Consider the following 17,596-nt stretch of genomic DNA (forward strand, 5'->3'; position numbering starts at 1 on the left):
ACATAAAATATATGATTGAAAAAGGCGCTGTGTTACCGATGTTTTATCTTCCACCGGTAGATTATTTTGTACAGATAAATACGTATAAGCCTGATATACTGATAGAAAGAGAAGAGCATTTTCCTAAACAAACTTATCGTAACCGGGCAAATATTTGCTCGCCCGATGGCGTACTGGCATTGGTAGTGCCGGTGATTAAAGGTTCAAAAAATCATACGAAAGTTAAAGATGTAAAAATAAGTTACGACTTTATGTGGCAGCGCCTGCACTGGCAAAGCTTACAGGCCTGTTATCGCCGTTCGGCTTATTTTGAATTTTACGAAGACGATTTTGCGCCTTTTTATGAAAAACAAATTACCTATTTATTTGATTATAATCAGGAGCTTTTGAACCTGCTGCTAAAGCTTACCAAAATAAAAACGGAATTAAATTTTACGGATGAATATCAGGCCGAATATCCTAACCTGCACGATTTTCGGTTTTCTATCCATCCAAAAAAAGAAAGCGAAATGCAGCAGAAACCATATTTTCAGGTATTTGAAGACCGCGGGGGCTTTATGAAAAACCTGAGCATCATTGACCTGCTGTTTAACCAGGGGCCGCAAACCATAAACTATTTGTAAATGAATGGCAATTTGAAGCGTTTACGCTTTAAAAAACATAAACGTGCAGGCAATGTAGGCGACAGACCAGGCACCATCAACGTGCCCAGCGATGCGCTTAAGCCCATTGTCTCAGTTTATTCGTATAATAAGGATGAGCTGGTAACCTGCGAAGGCAAGGATATAAAAACGGCCTTAAAACAACTTAACAAATGTGATAATCACACCCACTGGATTAAGATAAATGGTTTGGGCGATGCCGATCTGATTGAACAAATTGGCTTGCATTGTAATATTAATTCTTTGGTTTTGGAGGATATAGCCAATACCCATCAACGCCCCAAATTTGATGAGTATGATGATTATGCATTTTGTACCAGCAGGATAGTTCATTTCAATAAAGAGAATGAGATTATTAACTGCCAGTTTTCGGCCATTATTAAAGATAACATCATTGTAAGCTTCGAGGAAGATCACACAGATCGTTTTGATGCGGTAAAGGCTCGGTTGAAAGCCGGTAAAGGGGCCATTCGTACTGCTGGGCCGGGTTACATGTGCTACGCACTTACCGATACAATAATCGACAACTATTTTGTTCTGCTTGCGCAGATTGGCGATCATCTGGACGCGCTTGAAGATAAACTTTATGAAAGTGCCGATAAAACGATCATGTTTGATGCCCAGCAACTAAAACGTACGCTTATTGTTGTACGCCGCGCCAGCTGGCCAGAGCGGGATAAGATCAACGACATGATCCGGTCGGAAAGTCCACTGATAACACCGGAAGTTAAATTGTTTTTGCGCGATGCCTATGATCATTGTATCCAAGCTATGGACCTTATCGAAAACTATAAAGAGGTTACATCAAGTATCATTGACCTGTACCTATCGATGGTGAGCAACCGCATGAATGAGATCATGAAAGTGCTTACCATTATTTCGGTGATTTTTATCCCGCTTACCTTTATTGCCGGTATTTACGGCATGAACTTTTCGCGCCAGGATGATAAAGGCCATGTCCTTCCGGATAATATGCCCGAGCTTTACTGGCGTCATGGCTATGTATATGCTATTGTATTTATGCTGTTGATCGCGGTTATACAGGTTTTTGTATTTTGGAAAAAGGGATGGTTTAATCGTTTGTAGCCCCCCGGCCTCTAAAAGGGGGAGTAACCTGTTAATTGACGGTTCCCTCCCTTGGGAGGGGTGCGTTAAGATTGCGCGTTGGCGGGGCGGGGTTTATACGTCTTTGCAACGATAAGGCATCTCGCTGAAATCCCTCCCTACACCCTCCCAAGGGAGGGAATCGCACAATCCCACCCACTGAGAGCCTACTAGCCGTTTTTTGGATATTACTCTAACCCTAAAGGGAGAGTAAGCAGTATATTTGGGTAACAGAGGATTGTTCCCCCTTTAGGGGGTTAGGGGGCAAACTCAGGCTTAAGTTCCGCTTTCATTGCCTTCCTGAACTTTATTACTTTGGGCTCTGAAACAGCAAGGATATACGGCTGATCGGGATGAGATCGGTAATATCCCTGGTGATAGTTCTCAGCAGGATAAAAAACTTTGAAAGGCACAACCTGGGTAACTACGGGATTGGCGTAATGCTTTGATTCATTCACCTTTTTTATGGTTACCTCAATTGTGTTTTTTTCCGCGTCGTTACGATAAAAAGCTATTGAGCGGTAATCTGTTCCTTCATCCGGCCCCTGGCGGTTAAGCGTAGTTGGATCATGCGCCGAAAAGAATGCTTCAACTAATTTATCAAAGCTAATCACTTTAGGATCATAATACACCTGCACCGTCTCGGCATGGTTGGTGTTATCAGAGCATACTTCCCTATAAGTTGGGTTTTTAGTATTGCCGCCCGCATAGCCGGATACTACTTTATTAACGCCCTTTAGTTCAGACATGGCTTCGCTCATGCTCCAGAAACAGCCGCCTCCAAAAGTTGCTACCGCCTCTCCCGTTTTTGGTGGAGGTAACACGGCAAAATTATCGCCTTTTGATGCTTGTCCATCGGCACAACTGCTTAAAAACAGGAATATGCCTGCAGCGTATAAGAGCAACTTTTTCATAATGGATATCACTATTAATTTACTAATATACGATGCCTTGACACCAGCAGATGGTCACGCCCGTGTAAACAAGCTTAGGGCCTTTTTGCCTGCTGCATAAGCGATTTTTTCACCATAAAAAGGATTTCGCTCAGGCCATTGGTCTTGATCTCAAATGTGGTGGAAAGCAGCATCCCCATTTTATCTTTAGTAAAGCCCTTGCCCGCCATCCACTCCAGGTATGATACAGGTATATCGGCTATAATAGTCCCCTTGTATTTACCATAAGGCATTCGGGTTTGCACAATATCGATGAGGATTTTGGGGTCTGGTTGTAAATTTTCCACGGGGTAAAGGTAAAAACAAACCGCCATGGTTACATCCTATTCCTGAAATCCGCGTATAATAAAAAATGTTGCCAGTGCTGCCGCTAAACCAACGGACGCTTTTAAAATGCCGCTGCTTACATATGGAGGAATGTATTTTACGCCCATTTCATCAGCAACGGCCGGGTGCTTAACATAGCGTCCGTCAGATGGTATTGCTACCTGCTCAAAATTATCCGCCAGTTCATGCAATTCGTCACGCAACTCACGACCACGCATCACCGGGCCGTGGCCGGCCGCTACCGTACGTGGTTCAAGCGCAGTAAGTCTGCGAACTGATTCGGCTGCGGCTTTCCAATCGGTAGTAAAATACCTCGGCGGGCCAGTCAGTTTTTTGAGCGAACTAAAAGAATATAAAGCGGATTCGGCTTTAGTGGTAGAAAACGCGTCGCCGGCTATCAAGGTTGAATTTATCGGCAGAAACAAAGAAATATGTCCGGGTGTATGACCGGGAGTATGGATTACCTTCCATTCAGGTAGTTCCGGAATCCCTTCGTTCATATCGATAGCCTTTACTTTGTTACCGAGGTTTATTGGCGCGGTAGGGAAAAATGTAGATAGGAGGCTCATCATCCCATCCCTCAATGAAGGATCGGCAGGTGGGTATGATGATAAGCCGGTTAAATACGGCAATTCCAGCGTATGAGCATAAACAGGAACGTTCCAGATTTTTAAAAGTTCTTCAAGGCCTCCGGCATGATCGGCATGGCCGTGTGTAAGTACAATGGCGGCCGGCCTTGTCCCTGGGCCAAAAAGATCTTCGGCCATAGCAATGATCTTGCTTGCCGAGCCCTTTAACCCGGTATCAACCAAAACCCAGCCTTTGGCGGCTCCGGGACGGTTTGCAATCATATAAATATTAACGAATAGTAATTTGGTTCCCCATACCCTTTGCGATACCTGGAAATACTTTGTACTGAGCCTTCTGTTCATGGTTTATAATTGTTAACAAAACATAACTCCTGTATTAAAAGTTTTAGGTGAGTTAAATTTAAGAACAATTTTTATCAGCCTAAAAATAAATAAGATACCTGACTGAACGGTTTCAATGCAAACAGAAATTATCCAAACCGTGTTAGGTTAAAAATTATAGATACCATGAAACAGCAATTTGATGCTACACTTACCGGAACCGACAGTGAAATAGACGGAACTGCCCAACAAATAACACATGCTGATTACTCAGAAGCCTTTGAATTTAGATCGATAGATGGCACGCTGCATTTGGTGATTGCCAAAGATGAGGATGGCGAATGGATAAGGATTGATGGCACCGAGCCTTACTTGTCAAGCTGGATTGATGAGCTTGCCGAACAAGCAACAAGTCATGCCTAATAAAAGAGAAAGCCGGATCATTTGACCCGGCTTTCTCTTTTAGAACTTATTGTTTAGTCCAGCTCAATTGGCTTCATTTTAGGCACTAAAAAGTGCATGATAAGCCATGCTAAAATGTAAGCGCTACCGCAAACAAAAAACATGATGTAATAGGCTATCTCAATTTTATGGATAGAACGATAGTATACAAACAGATTTTTTTGTACGGCAAGCGATAAGAATACTCCGCCGATAGAGCCAAACATCCCTCCCAACCCGGTTACCGAGCCAATTGTACGTTTCGGAAACATATCCGAAACTGTTGTGAAAATATTGGCGCTCCAGGCCTGGTGTGCCGATGCAGCTATCCCGATTACGATTACCGCAAGCCACATATTTATGCCGCCAAGAATTTGTGCGAATATGATTGGTATTACCGCCAGCGCATAAATAAACATGGAAGTTTTGCGGGCCTTAAATACGGGCCAGTTATTTTTAATCAGGTTCATGGGCAACCAACCGCCTCCAACACTGCCGAAAGTAGACATGGTGTAAACCAATGCTACGGGGATAGCTATTGCTGTGCCTTTCAAGTTATACTGGCTTTCCAGGAAATCAGGTAACCAAAACAGGTAAAACCACCAGATAGGATCCGTTAGAAACTTGCCAATAACAAACGCCCATGTTTGTTTAAAGGATAACAGCTTGCCCCATGATATTTTCTTTTGCTCAGCGGGTTGCAGTATCTCTGCTTGGCTGTCGTGATCACTGTTAATATAATCAAGCTCGGCCTTTGATACTTTGCTGTGTTTAGAAGGCGCGCGGTAGATAACCTGCCATAGTACAAGCCATATAAAACCTATTGAGCCGGTTATGATAAAGGCCCATCTCCATCCCCATGTAACCGCGATAAATGGCACTGTTAAAGGGGCAACTATTGCACCGACGTTTGCACCCGAGTTAAAGATACCGGTCGCAAAAGCTCGTTCCTTTTTGGGAAACCACTCGGCGACAGTCTTAATTGCTGCGGGAAAATTACCTGCTTCACTGATCCCCAATGCCGAACGTACTACGCCGAAGCCAAAGGTGCTACCGACGAATGCATGGCACACTGCCGAAATACTCCATAACAGCGTTGAAAGGAAATATCCTAATTTGGTGCCTATTTTATCGATGATGCGGCCGGCGGCGAGCAGGCCTATAGAGTACGCTATTTTAAATGCTATTTCAATATTGGCATAGTCACCATCGTTCCATTTAAATTCTTTTGTAAGGTCTGACTTAAGTAAACTGATCACTGCCCTGTCAAGATAATTGACAGTTGTTGCAAAAAACACCAGCGAGCAGATCACCCAGCGGTAGTTCCCAACTTTTTCTTCTCTCATTATAATTTAGGTTAACTGGCTATTTAATGGTTTGTACTATTTCCAGCAGCTTCAAGGTATCATTATACAGCTTATCGTACTCCTGGTTTTCAAGCACGTTTTTGCTGATGAGCTTACTGCCCATACCCACCGCGCATACCCCAGCCTTAAACCAGGTACTGATGCTGTCATGGTTCAAATCAACCCCACCTGTTGGCATGAACAGCTGACCGGCAAACAAATCCCTGATAGAGGATACAAACTCCGGCCCTAAAATATTGGCCGGGAATATTTTTATTAAAGCTGCACCATTTTGCTGAGCTAAATAGATCTCGGTTGGCGTCATACAGCCCGGAATCCATAAAAGGTTATGCTGTGCCGTTAGTTTTCCTACTTCCGGGTTAACAATTGGCGATACGATAAAATCAGCTCCTGCGGCAATAAAGGCTTCAGCTTCCTGAACACTTTTAATCGTTCCTATGCCCAATTCAAGGCCGGGCATTTCACCGTTGGCCAGGGCTTGTTTTAAAACTTTAAAATTTTCGAGGGCCGCTTCGCCACGGTTGGTATATTCAAATACCCTTATCCCTGCTTTGTACAGTGTACGGGTTATTTGCAGGCTCACCTCCGGATCTTTATAAAAGAACAGCGGCAATGTTCCCTGTTTTAATATGGCATCAAGTACTATATCTTTTTTACTCATTGTTTCATAGCATTATAAATTTCATCAACTGTTTTGGTGGTCGCGTCGCCTTCAATAAACAGCTTTTCAAAAGCGGCTGCTGTAGCAAAATCCAGTAACTGCTGCGGATCCTGCTTGTTATAAAAGCCGTAAATAAGTCCGGCCATAAAGCAATCCCCACTGCCTACTTTATCAACCACCGTTTCGGTAGTGTAAGTTGCCGAGTGATAAAAGCGGTTTCCCGTAAAAAGTGAAGTATAATATTCAACACCTTTACCTGCATCAAAACGAAATGTATTGGCAACAGCCCGGCAGCGCGGGTAAGCATCCATGATCTTTTCTGAGGAATAAAGTCCTTCTTTCAGATAAATACTTTGCTGGCCCGACTCGTGGATATCCGGCGTAACCGGAATGGCTAACATAGTTTCTTCGGCCCACACATTGCCCATTATGATATCAGCATATTGAACCAGTTTCGGCATGATCTCTACTGGCTTTTTGCCATACTGCCATAATTTGGGGCGATAATTAAGATCGACCGATATGGTGATATGTTTCCTGCTTGCGGCCTGTAAAACCTCCTCGCAAACATCAGCAGCCAGCTGGCTTAGGGCCGGGCAAATAGCGCTGAAATGAAACCAGCTTACGCCTTTAAGCACGGCATCCCAGTTAACCATGCCTGGCTTAAGATTGGCAAAGGATGAGCCCGCACGATCATATACAATGGCATTGTTCTTTACATCTTTACCACGGGTAAGGTAGTAAAGCCCTATCCTGTTACCGCTTTTATGTATGGCAGATGTGTCAATGTTTTTGTCCTGCAGGTAACTCATGATCTGTTCTGACAATGCGTTATCGGGCAGGGCGGTAAAATATTTTATGGGCTGCTCCCATAAAGCCAAAGCATTGGCAACGTTTAGTTCGGCACCACCGATGAAAAATGGCAGCTTGTTTTTCGCCAGCCATTGGCCTTCGCCGTCCGGGCACATGCGCAGTAACAACTCACCGAATGACAGGATGCTCCCCTTTGTATTTTCGATATTGCTCATTTAAAAATTGAAATAGTTTTTGGCGTTAAAATAGCAAATATCACTCACGATCTTACCCGTCCATTCAATATCATTTGGCAGTTCCCCGTTTTCAATATCATCACCCAAAAGGTTACAAAGCAGCCTGCGGAAATACTCATGTCTCGGGAACGACATAAAGCTCCGTGAATCGGTAAGCATACCCACCATGCGGCTTAATAAGCCCATGTTTGATAAGGCGTTCATCTGTTTGATCATGCCATCCTTCTGATCCAGGAACCACCATGCCGAACCAAACTGCATTTTACCCGCTACCGAACCATCGTTATAATTGCCTACCATGGTAGCAAATAACTCGTTATCCGCAGGATTAAGGTTATAAATAATGGTTTTCGCCAGTTGATTGGTAGTATCCAGCCTGTTCAGGAATTTAGATAATGCCCTGCCCTGTGTAAAATCGCCGATAGAGTCCCAACCGGTATCTGGTCCCAGATTGGTTAAAGCACGGGCATTGTTATTGCGCAGCGCTCCGAGGTGGAACTGTTGAACCCAGCCCTTCTCGTGATCCCAAACAGCGAAGTAATACAACATAGCCGATTTGAATTTCAGGATGTCCAACGGCAATAACACTTCGTTGTTTCTTATTTTAATAAAGATCGCAGCTATCTCCGCATCGGTATAATCCTCAGCGTAGATCTGTTCCAGGCCATGATCCGATAGTTTGCAGCCATTCTCTGCAAAATAATCATGGCGGCTTTTAAGCGCTTTTAAATAATCATCGAAGTTTGAGATATCAATATTGGCAACAACTTGCAGCTGGTCGATGTATTTGTTAAGTCCCGAGATATCATCAGCGTTCATGGCTTTATCCGGGCGATATGCCGGTAACACCTTTACGCTATAATTGTCCTGTTTCAACTTTTGATGATGGCTGAGATTATCCAGCGGATCATCCGTGGTGCCAACAACCTCTACGTTTTTATTTTTAAGAATATTACGGATGCTAAACTCCGGCGATTGCAGTTTTTCATTACACTGAGCGTATATTTTTTGTGCAGATGCAGGTGAAAGCAATTCGGTGATGCCGAAATAACGCTGTAACTCGAGGTGAGTCCAGTGATATAACGGGTTTCTTAATGTGTATGGTACTGTTGCCGCCCAGGCTGTAAATTTTTCCTCGTCGGTTTTATTGCCGGTTATGTAGGCTTCATTGACCCCATTTGCCCGCATGGCGCGCCATTTGTAATGATCGCCATAAAGCCAGATCTGGGTTATGTTTTTAAAATTGATATCGTCGGCAATCTGGTCTGGCGGCAGATGGCAATGGTAATCAATTATAGGCTGATGACTGGCGAACTCATGGTATATTCGCTGCGCCGTTTTAGTTTGGAGTAAAAAATCCTGATCTAAAAAATTCTTCATTGGTTATTAACAGATGTAATACCAGGCTCAATGGTATTATAGTTTATACTTGTAAGGGGCAAATTACACATCATATAGGCAAGTTGGAAGTAATAAGTCCAAACAATCCACGCAAACGTTTTCGTTCAACGTTAAAACACATTTATTATAATAAAAAAAGGCGACAGGTACTAAACCCATCGCCTTTTATAGCTATTGGTAAAATTTATGCTACCAGAAAATTGAGTACAATGCTACTACGATACCTGTTACAATTAGTGCACCGGCTAAAAATCCTCTTGAAGTTTTAAACATTGAACTTTCAATTTCAAGACCATTTGTAGTAACGCCCCTGGCCTGATCAATTTTCGATATAATGTACATACCGATAACGCAGATGATAAATACAAAGCCCATGCGGTCAAGGAAAGGGATTTCATAAAGCTGGGTTACCTTATCATCCTGTAGCGCCAACTTCGAAAATCCATATGGAGAAAGGAAGCTCAGATCAATAAACCTTGGGCAAAGTTTAAAGAAACATGAGAAGATGAAACCACCAACTGTTGCAAATAAAGCCGCGTTTGATGTAGCCTTTTTCCAGAAGAAACCAAGAATGAACATGGCAAAAATACCCGGAGATACAAAGCCTGTGTATTCCTGAATGTACTGGAAGCCTTGTTTACCTTCGCCCATTAATGCTTTACCAATAAGCTCAGATAACAGGATGCCTAATAATAAGGCTACAAGAACAGAGATCTTACCCAGGTTAACCAGTTTCTTATCGGTAGCTTCAGGGTTGATAGCTTTTTTGTAAATATCTAACGTAAAGATGGTAGCAATACTGTTTGCTTTACCTGCCAACGAGGCTACAATTGCAGCAGTTAAGGCGGCAAATGAAAGACCTTTTAAACCGGTAGGCAATAAGTTTAACAACGATGGATATGCTTTGTTAGGATCCAATACACCCGATGAGCTCGCCATTTCCTGGTGGAACATGCCTTTTTGATATAAAAGGTAAGCGGCAATACCCGGCAACACCACAATAACCGGCATCAGCAATTTAAGGAAGGCGGCGAACAAGATACCACCGCGGGCGGTTTTTAGGTTTGCACCTAAAGCCCTTTGGGTGATGTACTGGTTACAGCCCCAATAGTTAAGGTTGGTGATCCACATACCGCCTATCAATACTGATAAGCCAGGCAGGTCCATATAGTTTGGATTATCCTTTTTGAAGATCATATGGAAGTGATCAGTAGCTTCGCTGTGCAGAATTTTGAAACCGTTCAGTAAGCCTGTGGTACCTTCTTTTTCGCTTAACAACGTAAGTGCGAGATAAGATGCCATTAAACCACCCAGTATAAGTACAGCTACCTGAATAACGTCGGTATATCCAATAACCTTCATACCTCCCAGCGTAATAACCGCCGAGAATATAGCAAGCAACCAGATACACAGGTGTATATCCAAACCGGAGATACCACTGATGGCCAAGGCGCCAAGGTAAAGGATTGACATTAAATTAACCACAATATACAGCAGCAGCCAAAAGATAGCCATGATCATGGCTACTGTTCCGTTGTACCGCTGGTGCAGGAACTGTGGCATGGTAAAGATCTTATTTTTAAGATATACCGGGATAAAGAAAACCGCCACAATGATAAGGGTAATAGCAGCCATCCACTCGTAGGTAGATATAGCTAAGCCCATTTTAAACGCAGACCCACTTGTACCTATAAATTGTTCGGCAGAGATATTTGAAGCGATTAATGATGCTCCAATGGCCCACCAGGTTAACGACCCTTCGGCCAAAAAATAGTCTTTTGAAGTGGCATCGGCGTTGTGTTTACGCTTATACACCCACCAGCCATAGCTGGCAACAATTATAAAGTAGATAAAGAAAACAGCATAATCGCCATTCGAGAGGGTTTTGAGGTTCATTGTTTTGGTTTGTCTTTGGGTTTAATATGTATGATTGACAATTATAAACTATATATATCGATTTATCAAATTTTCGATGTATTCTTGTTTACCGCTTGTCACTTTAGGTTCGCCGTTAGCTATCGCATAGTTACGCAAATCTTCCAAAGAAACCTTACCCTCTTCAAAATCTTTTCCCGTACCTGAATCAAATGAGGCATATCTTTCGGTACGTAATTTTTTGTATTCTGATTTTTGCAGGATGTTATCAGCAGTTACCAATGCCCTTGCAAAAAGGTCCATACCACCAATATGGGCATAGAACAAATCTGCCGGATCGGTTGAGTTACGACGGATCTTGGCATCGAAGTTAATACCACCACCCTGGAAACCGCCTGCCTCAAGGATTATCAGCATGCATTCCGTGATCTCATTGATGTCGTTCGGGAACTGGTCGGTATCCCAGCCATTTTGCGAATCTCCGCGGTTAGCGTCTATCGAACCTAATAACCCTGAGTCGGCAGCAATCTGTAATTCATGCTGGAAAGTATGACCAGCTAAAGTAGCGTGGTTAACCTCAAGATTCAGTTTAAAATCATTAATCAGGTCGTATTTCTGTAAAAAGCCCAATACTGTAGCCGCATCATAATCATACTGGTGCTTTGTTGGCTCGCAAGGTTTTGGCTCGATAAAGAAAGTGCCTTTAAAGCCTTGTTTGCGGGCATAATCTTTAGCGGTATGTAAAAACTTAGCCAGGTGCTCCTGCTCGCGTTTCATGTTGGTGTTAAGCAGGCTCATATAACCTTCGCGGCCACCCCAGAACACATAATTTTCGCCACCCAGGGCAATTGTAGCGTCAAGTGCAGCTTTTACCTGCGCGCCTGCATGGGCCAATACATGAAAGTCAGGGTTGGTTGAAGCGCCATTCATGTAACGTTTGTGACTGAACAGGTTTGCAGTGCCCCAAAGCAGTTTTACGCCGCTGGCAGCCTGTTTTTGTTTGGCATATTCAACCAAAGCCTGTAAACGACGGTCGTTTTCAGCAACATCGTTACCATAGTCAACCACGTCAACATCGTGAAAGCAGTAATATGGCAGGTTCATTTTGGTAAGGAACTCAAACGCTGCATCCATTTTGTCTTTAGCACGCTCAACGGCATCCGCCTTTTCATCCCATGGGAAAACATGCGTAGCGCCGCCAAACGGATCGGCACCGGTACCGCAGAACGAATGCCAGTAAGCTCCTGCAAAACGCAAATGATCTTTCATGGTTTTGCCTGCTACTACCCTATCCGCATCATACCAGCGAAACGCCAGCGGGTTATCTGATTCAAGGCCTTCAAATTTTACCTGGCCTATTTCTTTGAAAAATTCCTTTTCGCCTGTTACTATGCTCATGTTATTTTAATTATTTAATTATCGAATTAATGATTTAATGAATTGTTTATTTGGTAGTTGTTGAGTTATTACAGAAAACACCTTTCGCCTTTAACCTTTTTCCTTTTACCTCAGTTTTGCGTCTAAAAGAGCTTTCCACTCCTGGTAAACAGGTTCAAACTGATCTGTTGTAGGTTCTACCAGTTTAATAGCTTTGATATTGCTGAATGCTTCAGATGGCGATTTGAAAATGCCTGCTCCGATTCCTGCTCCTAAAGCAGCGCCAACGCTGCCGTCATTATTATAAAGCTCAACAGGTACACCGGTTGCATTTACAAACGTTTGGGTAAATAAATCGCTCAGGAAAAGGTTGCTTTTGCCTGCACGGATTACAGTTGGGTTCATACCATTCCCGCGCATAATGTCAAAACCATAACGGAACGATGAAGCTATACCCTCCTGTACAGCCCTGAAAATATGAGCAGGCGTATGCAGGTTAAGATCGATGTTTTGAAAATGTGCGCCTACCTGTTTATTGTTTAACATGCGCTCGGCACCGTTGCCAAAAGGAAGCACCTGTAAGCCATCAGCACCTAACGGCGCTTTTTCGGCTTCAGTGTTCATCTGATTGTAACTGTATCCTATGCCGAATGTGTTTTTTACCCAGCGGTATAAACTGCCTGTTCCGTTAATGCATAGCAACACGCCAAGCCTCTTTTGCTCGTTGGTGTAGTTAACATGCGCAAATGTATTGATACGTGACTGCTGGTCATAAACTAACTGATCATCTACACCATAAATAACACCGGAGGTACCCGCTGTGGCGGCTACTTCGCCGGGATTAAGCACATTTAATGATAAGGCGTTGTTTGGCTGATCGCCTGATTTATAAGTAACCGGGATACCCTCCTTTAGATTCAGTTTTTCGGCAACCGATGCCTGCAAAGTTCCGTGCGATGAAAACACAGGATTGATAACCGGGAATAAACGCTCATCAAAACCGAAGTAGTTAACGATCTCTTTAGAGATGCCGTTGGTTTTGAAATCGAAAAATACCCCCTCAGAAAGTGCTGATACTGATGTAGTGATCTCGCCGGTAAGTTTCATGGCGATATAATCGCCGGGTAGCATGATCTTATCGATCTTATTATAGATCTCCGGTTCGTTTTCTTTTACCCAGGCCAGTTTTGAAGCGGTAAAGTTACCGGGAGAATTAAGCAGGTGCGAAAGGCAATGCTCTTCGCCAATTGCAGCAAATGCCTTATCGCCTATTTCAACAGCGCGGCTATCGCACCATATAATACTATCACGTAATACGTTTTGATCTTTATCAACAAGTACAAGACCGTGCATTTGATAAGCTATGCCTATTGCAGCGATATCCTTTGAATTATAACCACCTTTGGCATGGCAGCGCTCAAGTGCCTTTTGTGCCTGTTCCCACCACATGGACGGCGATTGCTCGGCCCAGCCGGGATGCAATGCTTTTATTGGTGACTCCTCATCGGGATATTGCGCAGACGCAACTGTGTTTTGTGTAGCAGCGTCCACAACACTTACTTTTACCGACGAAGTACCTATATCAATCCCTAATAATAGCATAGCCTATTCAGATTTTTGTGTGATTTTTTGGTTGTATTTATTAATTGGTAACTTAACGCAACGAAAATAAATAAATAAATAAAAATTGCAATCGATTGCGTAAAATATTTTTTCCAAATTGCACTCACCAATGAAGAAAGTAAAACGCACAACCATTTATGACATTGCCGCCAAGCTCGGCATAACTGCATCCTCGGTATCAAGGGCGCTGAACAACAGCAGCCAGGTAAATGAAAAGACCCGCGAGCTGATCATTAAAACCGCCGATGAGCTCAATTATAAACGTAATACGCTTGCCTCCAACCTACGTAAGGGGCATTCAAAAACCATTGGCGTTGTGGTACCCCGCATCAACCAGAACTTTTTCGCCAATGTAATAGCCGGGATTGAGGAAACAACCTATCAAAAAGGATATAACCTGATCATCTGCCAATCGGGCGAGGTACATGATAAGGAAATACAATGCGTAAATACCCTTATTAATCAGCATGTGGATTGTATAGTGATCTCAGTATCAGCTGATAGTTACGATTACCAGCATCTGCAAAACGTGCTGGATCACGGCATTCAACTGATTCAGTTTGACCGCGTTGCCGAAGAGCTGGAAACCCTTAAAGTGATCAATGATAATGAGCAGGCTTCGTTCGAGGCGGTATCGCACTTGATTGAAAACGGCTACAAACGTATTGCACTGCTTGAAGGTCCGCAAAACCTGAACATCTTCCGCCAGCGAAAAACTGGGTATCTGCGGGCGTTAGAAACTCATAAAGTTGCCGTTATTGATGAATTGGTAGTGGAAAACGCCTGGACAAAAGAACTTGGTGCCGAAGCTACGCGCAAACTGCTTAACCTCCCCCAGCCTCCTGACGCGATATTTGCTTCGACCTCAGACTTTTCCGCACTGGGTGTTTTGGAGGTAGCTAATGCTATGAAAATACAAGTACCATCAGAACTTGGCATCTGCGGTTACTCTAACGAAGCTTTTACAGAAATAACCAGTCCGTCCATAACATCGATAGATCAGTTTAGCGTTTACATGGGTAAAACCATAGGCAACCTGTTTTTTCAGGAGATTGGCAATACTGAGGTTTCGGTTAAACCTAAGATCATCAGCATAAAACCAGAATTGATCATCAGAGGATCTACAGCGAAGAAGGGATAGTTCTTCACCATTTCTTCTCAACAATCGTCATTGCGGGGCACGAAGCAATCCCAAACGTCACAGAGCGACGTGCTTGGTCACTTTATACTCTGTCGGCAGCGTTCCGCGCAATGATATTTTTAGTAAATAATCCCCATTAATCCAATTTTTTTGGATTGGTATTTTCATTTTAAATTCAATATCGATAAGCATTTAGTTACATATTTGTTACATTAAGCTTTAATTTCAGCCATTATTTAATTATAATACGTATGGATGATTTTTTAGCGGCCAGATCCCAAATGGCCTTATCGTTAGGGTTTCATATCATATATTCCTGTATCGGTATGGTGATGCCTGTTTTTATGGCTATATCCCACTTTAAATGGATAAAAACGCAGGATCCCGTCTATAAAAATATTACTGTTGCCTGGAGCAAGGGCGTGGCTATATTTTTCGCGACCGGCGCCGTATCCGGCACGATGCTTTCATTTGAACTCGGGTTGCTTTGGCCTGGTTTTATGAAGCATGCCGGGCCTATCTTCGGGATGCCATTCTCCCTTGAAGGAGTAGCCTTTTTTATTGAGGCAATAGCGCTGGGCTTGTTCCTGTATGGCTGGAACCGACTCAACAACTGGGTACATTGGACAGCCGGGATCATTGTAGGTGTAAGTGGCGTCGCATCGGGCATCTTAGTAGTAGCTGCTAATTCATGGATGAACAGCCCTTCGGGTTTCGATTTCGTGAACGGACAGTATATTAATATTGACCCGGTAAAAGCCATGTTCAACAAGGCTTGGTTTTCAGAGTCATTGCATATGATCATAGCGGCTTTTTCGGCAACGGGTTTTGCGGTGGCTGGTATTCACGCGCTGATGATCTACCGCAAACAGAATGTGCTTTTCCATACCAAGGCTTTTAAAATCGCTATCATTTTTGGCGCGGCGGCAGCCATTTTACAGCCTTTTAGTGGTGATCTTTCGGCTAAAAACGCTGCCAAGCGTCAACCTGCAAAGCTGGCGGCCATGGAGGCTTATTTCCATACCCAGGAATATGCCCCGCTGGTTATAGGAGGTATACCGGATACAGCGGCTAAAAAAGTTAACTACGGGATAGAAATTCCCGGTTTGTTAAGCTTTTTGGTCCATGATAATTTCAAAACGCCCGTAAATGGTTTGGATAAGATCCCGGTAAAAAATCAGCCCCCGGTAGCTGTTACCCATTACGCCTTTCAAATTATGGTAAGTATAGGTGTTTTGATGATGCTGATAGGGATCATCTATTTTTATGAACTCTGGAAAAAGAAAGATCTGCTTTCCAAACCCTGGTTCCTGAAAACTTTCATATGGGCAACCCCGCTTGGTTTTATCGCTCTTGAGGCCGGATGGACGGTAACCGAAGTTGGTCGCCAGCCCTGGATAATTCAGGGTGTTATGCGTACCAGCGAAGCGGTTACACCTATGCCTGGAATCCAGTATTCGTTTTACCTGTTCAGCTTTATTTATTTTACGCTGAGTGTAGCTGTTATATTTTTATTAAAGAGGCAGATCCAGATGGTGCCAGAATTGTATGACCGTAAAACCGCCTGACCATGATGCTTTATATTGTAATCCTTTTCCTGTTCGCGGCCATTACCCTTTACTTTTTATTGGGCGGCGCTGATTTCGGCGCGGGCATAATCGAGCTTTTTACCTCCACCGACAATAAACATCGAACCCGTAAAATCATGTACCAGGCTATTGGCCCTATTTGGGAAGCCAATCACATGTGGCTCATTATTACCGTGGTGGTGCTGTTTGTGGGTTTTCCTGTAATTTACAGCGAAATGTGTATTTACCTGCACATTCCTTTGTTAATCATGCTGCTTGGTGTAATAGCCCGAGGTACCGCATTTTCGTTCCGGAATTATGATGCTGTTAAGGACGAAAAAACACAGGCATTTTATACTCACATATTTGTTTATTCAAGCTTTGTTACCCCTTTATTTTTAGGCATTATTGCAGGGAGTGCGCTATCCGGACAGATTGATCCTAAAGCTACAGATTTTGCCCATGCTTACATTTTTAGCTGGTTTAATTGGTTTTCGGTATCAGTTGGCCTCTTTACGGTTGCACTTTGCGGCTTCCTTGCTGCTATTTATATAGTTGGTGAAACGGAAGATATAGACGAAATTAAGCGTTACATCCGTAAAGCGAAAATTATGAACATTGCTGCTGTGATTTGCGGCGCGCTGGTATTCTTAGCTTCTCATTTCGAGCGTGTTCATCTGGCCAACTGGATTTTTGGCAACCCGGTAAGTTTAGTTGCGGTAATAGCGGCAACTATTTCATTGGTAGTGCTTTATCTGATCATATCGCATCGGAAAAACAGGCAATGGATCAGGGTGTTGGCTGCATTCCAGGTTTGTATGATCCTGATATCGGTTGGTTTCTCGCGCTTCCCAAGGTTTGTTATTTTTAAAGATGGCAGTTCGATGTCGTTGCTTACAGAGCATGCTAACAGTAACAGCATTGATGATCTGGGCATTGGCCTGCTGGTTGGTAGCTTGTTTATATTGCCGGCATTGGGGTATCTATATTACGCGTTTAAGAAGAAGGCTTAACCATGATTCGCTTGATTTTAGGATTCGCTTGATTTATTTAGAACATAGCATCATGAAATCCTAAAATCAGGCACATCATGGTTTTAATAATAAAGATGTGCTGTCAAATATTACATTTGTGTT

16 protein-coding genes are annotated in these 17,596 nt (G+C 43.2%); 6 read left to right on the top strand and 10 right to left on the bottom strand.

From position 1 onward, the window contains the following. The first annotated feature begins 11 nt into the window (after positions 1-11). Both EAH55_RS24215 and corA read left to right on the top strand, forming a co-directional pair. On the top strand, positions 12-623 hold the full coding sequence (locus EAH55_RS24215; RefSeq protein ID WP_121811924.1) for a WbqC family protein: 612 nt from the start codon (positions 12-14) through the stop codon (positions 621-623). Then, positions 624-1,748, top strand: coding sequence for a magnesium/cobalt transporter CorA (corA, locus tag EAH55_RS24220; RefSeq protein WP_121811925.1), 1,125 nt, complete (start codon positions 624-626; stop codon positions 1,746-1,748). A 275-nt stretch (positions 1,749-2,023) separates the two neighbouring features. Here corA and msrA read toward each other — a convergent pair whose 3' ends face one another. The 3 genes from msrA to EAH55_RS24235 form a co-directional block, all read right to left on the bottom strand. Continuing rightward, a complete protein-coding gene (gene msrA, locus EAH55_RS24225; RefSeq protein WP_121811926.1) occupies positions 2,024-2,680 on the bottom strand; it encodes a peptide-methionine (S)-S-oxide reductase MsrA in 657 nt (218 codons plus the stop codon). A 74-nt stretch (positions 2,681-2,754) separates the two neighbouring features. Then, positions 2,755-3,006, bottom strand: coding sequence for a DUF3820 family protein (locus EAH55_RS24230; RefSeq protein ID WP_112575553.1), 252 nt, complete (start codon positions 3,004-3,006; stop codon positions 2,755-2,757). Positions 3,007-3,042: 36 nt separating this feature from the next. After that, on the bottom strand, positions 3,043-3,978 hold the full coding sequence (locus EAH55_RS24235; RefSeq protein ID WP_121811928.1) for an MBL fold metallo-hydrolase: 936 nt from the start codon (positions 3,976-3,978) through the stop codon (positions 3,043-3,045). Between the two features lie 165 nt (positions 3,979-4,143). Between EAH55_RS24235 and EAH55_RS24240 the strand changes: the two genes are divergently transcribed. After that, entirely contained in the window at positions 4,144-4,380 is a 237-nt protein-coding gene (locus tag EAH55_RS24240; RefSeq protein WP_121811929.1) for a hypothetical protein, read from the top strand. 53 nt (positions 4,381-4,433) lie between these two features. Here the strand turns inward: EAH55_RS24240 and EAH55_RS24245 are convergent, their stop codons facing one another. The 7 genes from EAH55_RS24245 to EAH55_RS24275 form a co-directional block, all read right to left on the bottom strand. Beyond that, complete coding sequence (locus tag EAH55_RS24245; protein WP_121811930.1) at positions 4,434-5,744, bottom strand: MFS transporter; 1,311 nt, start codon at positions 5,742-5,744, stop codon at positions 4,434-4,436. A 19-nt stretch (positions 5,745-5,763) separates the two neighbouring features. Then, positions 5,764-6,426, bottom strand: a complete 663-nt coding sequence (locus EAH55_RS24250; protein WP_121811931.1) for a bifunctional 4-hydroxy-2-oxoglutarate aldolase/2-dehydro-3-deoxy-phosphogluconate aldolase — start codon at positions 6,424-6,426, stop codon at positions 5,764-5,766. Further along, positions 6,423-7,454 carry a sugar kinase gene (locus tag EAH55_RS24255; protein WP_121811932.1) on the bottom strand — a complete coding sequence of 344 codons (1,032 nt, stop codon included), beginning with the start codon at positions 7,452-7,454 and terminating at the stop codon, positions 6,423-6,425. The genes EAH55_RS24250 and EAH55_RS24255 overlap by 4 nt, the downstream gene beginning before the upstream one ends. Continuing rightward, positions 7,455-8,855, bottom strand: coding sequence for a glucuronate isomerase (gene uxaC, locus EAH55_RS24260; RefSeq protein WP_121811933.1), 1,401 nt, complete (start codon positions 8,853-8,855; stop codon positions 7,455-7,457). Positions 8,856-9,065: 210 nt separating this feature from the next. Beyond that, on the bottom strand, positions 9,066-10,772 hold the full coding sequence (locus EAH55_RS24265) for a sodium/sugar symporter (protein ID WP_112575560.1): 1,707 nt from the start codon (positions 10,770-10,772) through the stop codon (positions 9,066-9,068). A 48-nt stretch (positions 10,773-10,820) separates the two neighbouring features. Then, complete coding sequence (xylA, locus tag EAH55_RS24270; protein WP_121811934.1) at positions 10,821-12,149, bottom strand: xylose isomerase; 1,329 nt, start codon at positions 12,147-12,149, stop codon at positions 10,821-10,823. 105 nt (positions 12,150-12,254) lie between these two features. Next, on the bottom strand, positions 12,255-13,730 hold the full coding sequence (locus EAH55_RS24275) for a xylulokinase (RefSeq protein WP_121811935.1): 1,476 nt from the start codon (positions 13,728-13,730) through the stop codon (positions 12,255-12,257). A 130-nt stretch (positions 13,731-13,860) separates the two neighbouring features. Here EAH55_RS24275 and EAH55_RS24280 point away from each other — a divergent pair, with 130 nt between their 5' ends. The 3 genes from EAH55_RS24280 to EAH55_RS24290 all read left to right on the top strand — a co-directional run bounded on the left by EAH55_RS24280 (position 13,861) and on the right by EAH55_RS24290 (position 17,473). Next, entirely contained in the window at positions 13,861-14,892 is a 1,032-nt protein-coding gene (locus EAH55_RS24280; RefSeq protein WP_114937831.1) for a LacI family DNA-binding transcriptional regulator, read from the top strand. Between the two features lie 251 nt (positions 14,893-15,143). Beyond that, the gene (locus tag EAH55_RS24285) at positions 15,144-16,460 is read left to right on the top strand and encodes a cytochrome ubiquinol oxidase subunit I (protein ID WP_121811936.1); all 1,317 of its coding nucleotides are present in this window, start codon (positions 15,144-15,146) and stop codon (positions 16,458-16,460) included. A 2-nt stretch (positions 16,461-16,462) separates the two neighbouring features. Continuing rightward, positions 16,463-17,473, top strand: coding sequence for a cytochrome d ubiquinol oxidase subunit II (locus EAH55_RS24290; protein ID WP_317127596.1), 1,011 nt, complete (start codon positions 16,463-16,465; stop codon positions 17,471-17,473). Positions 17,474-17,596: the final 123 nt, after the last annotated feature.

The sequence above is a fragment of the Mucilaginibacter kameinonensis genome, assembly GCF_003675385.1.
GTDB lineage: Bacteria > Bacteroidota > Bacteroidia > Sphingobacteriales > Sphingobacteriaceae > Mucilaginibacter > Mucilaginibacter kameinonensis.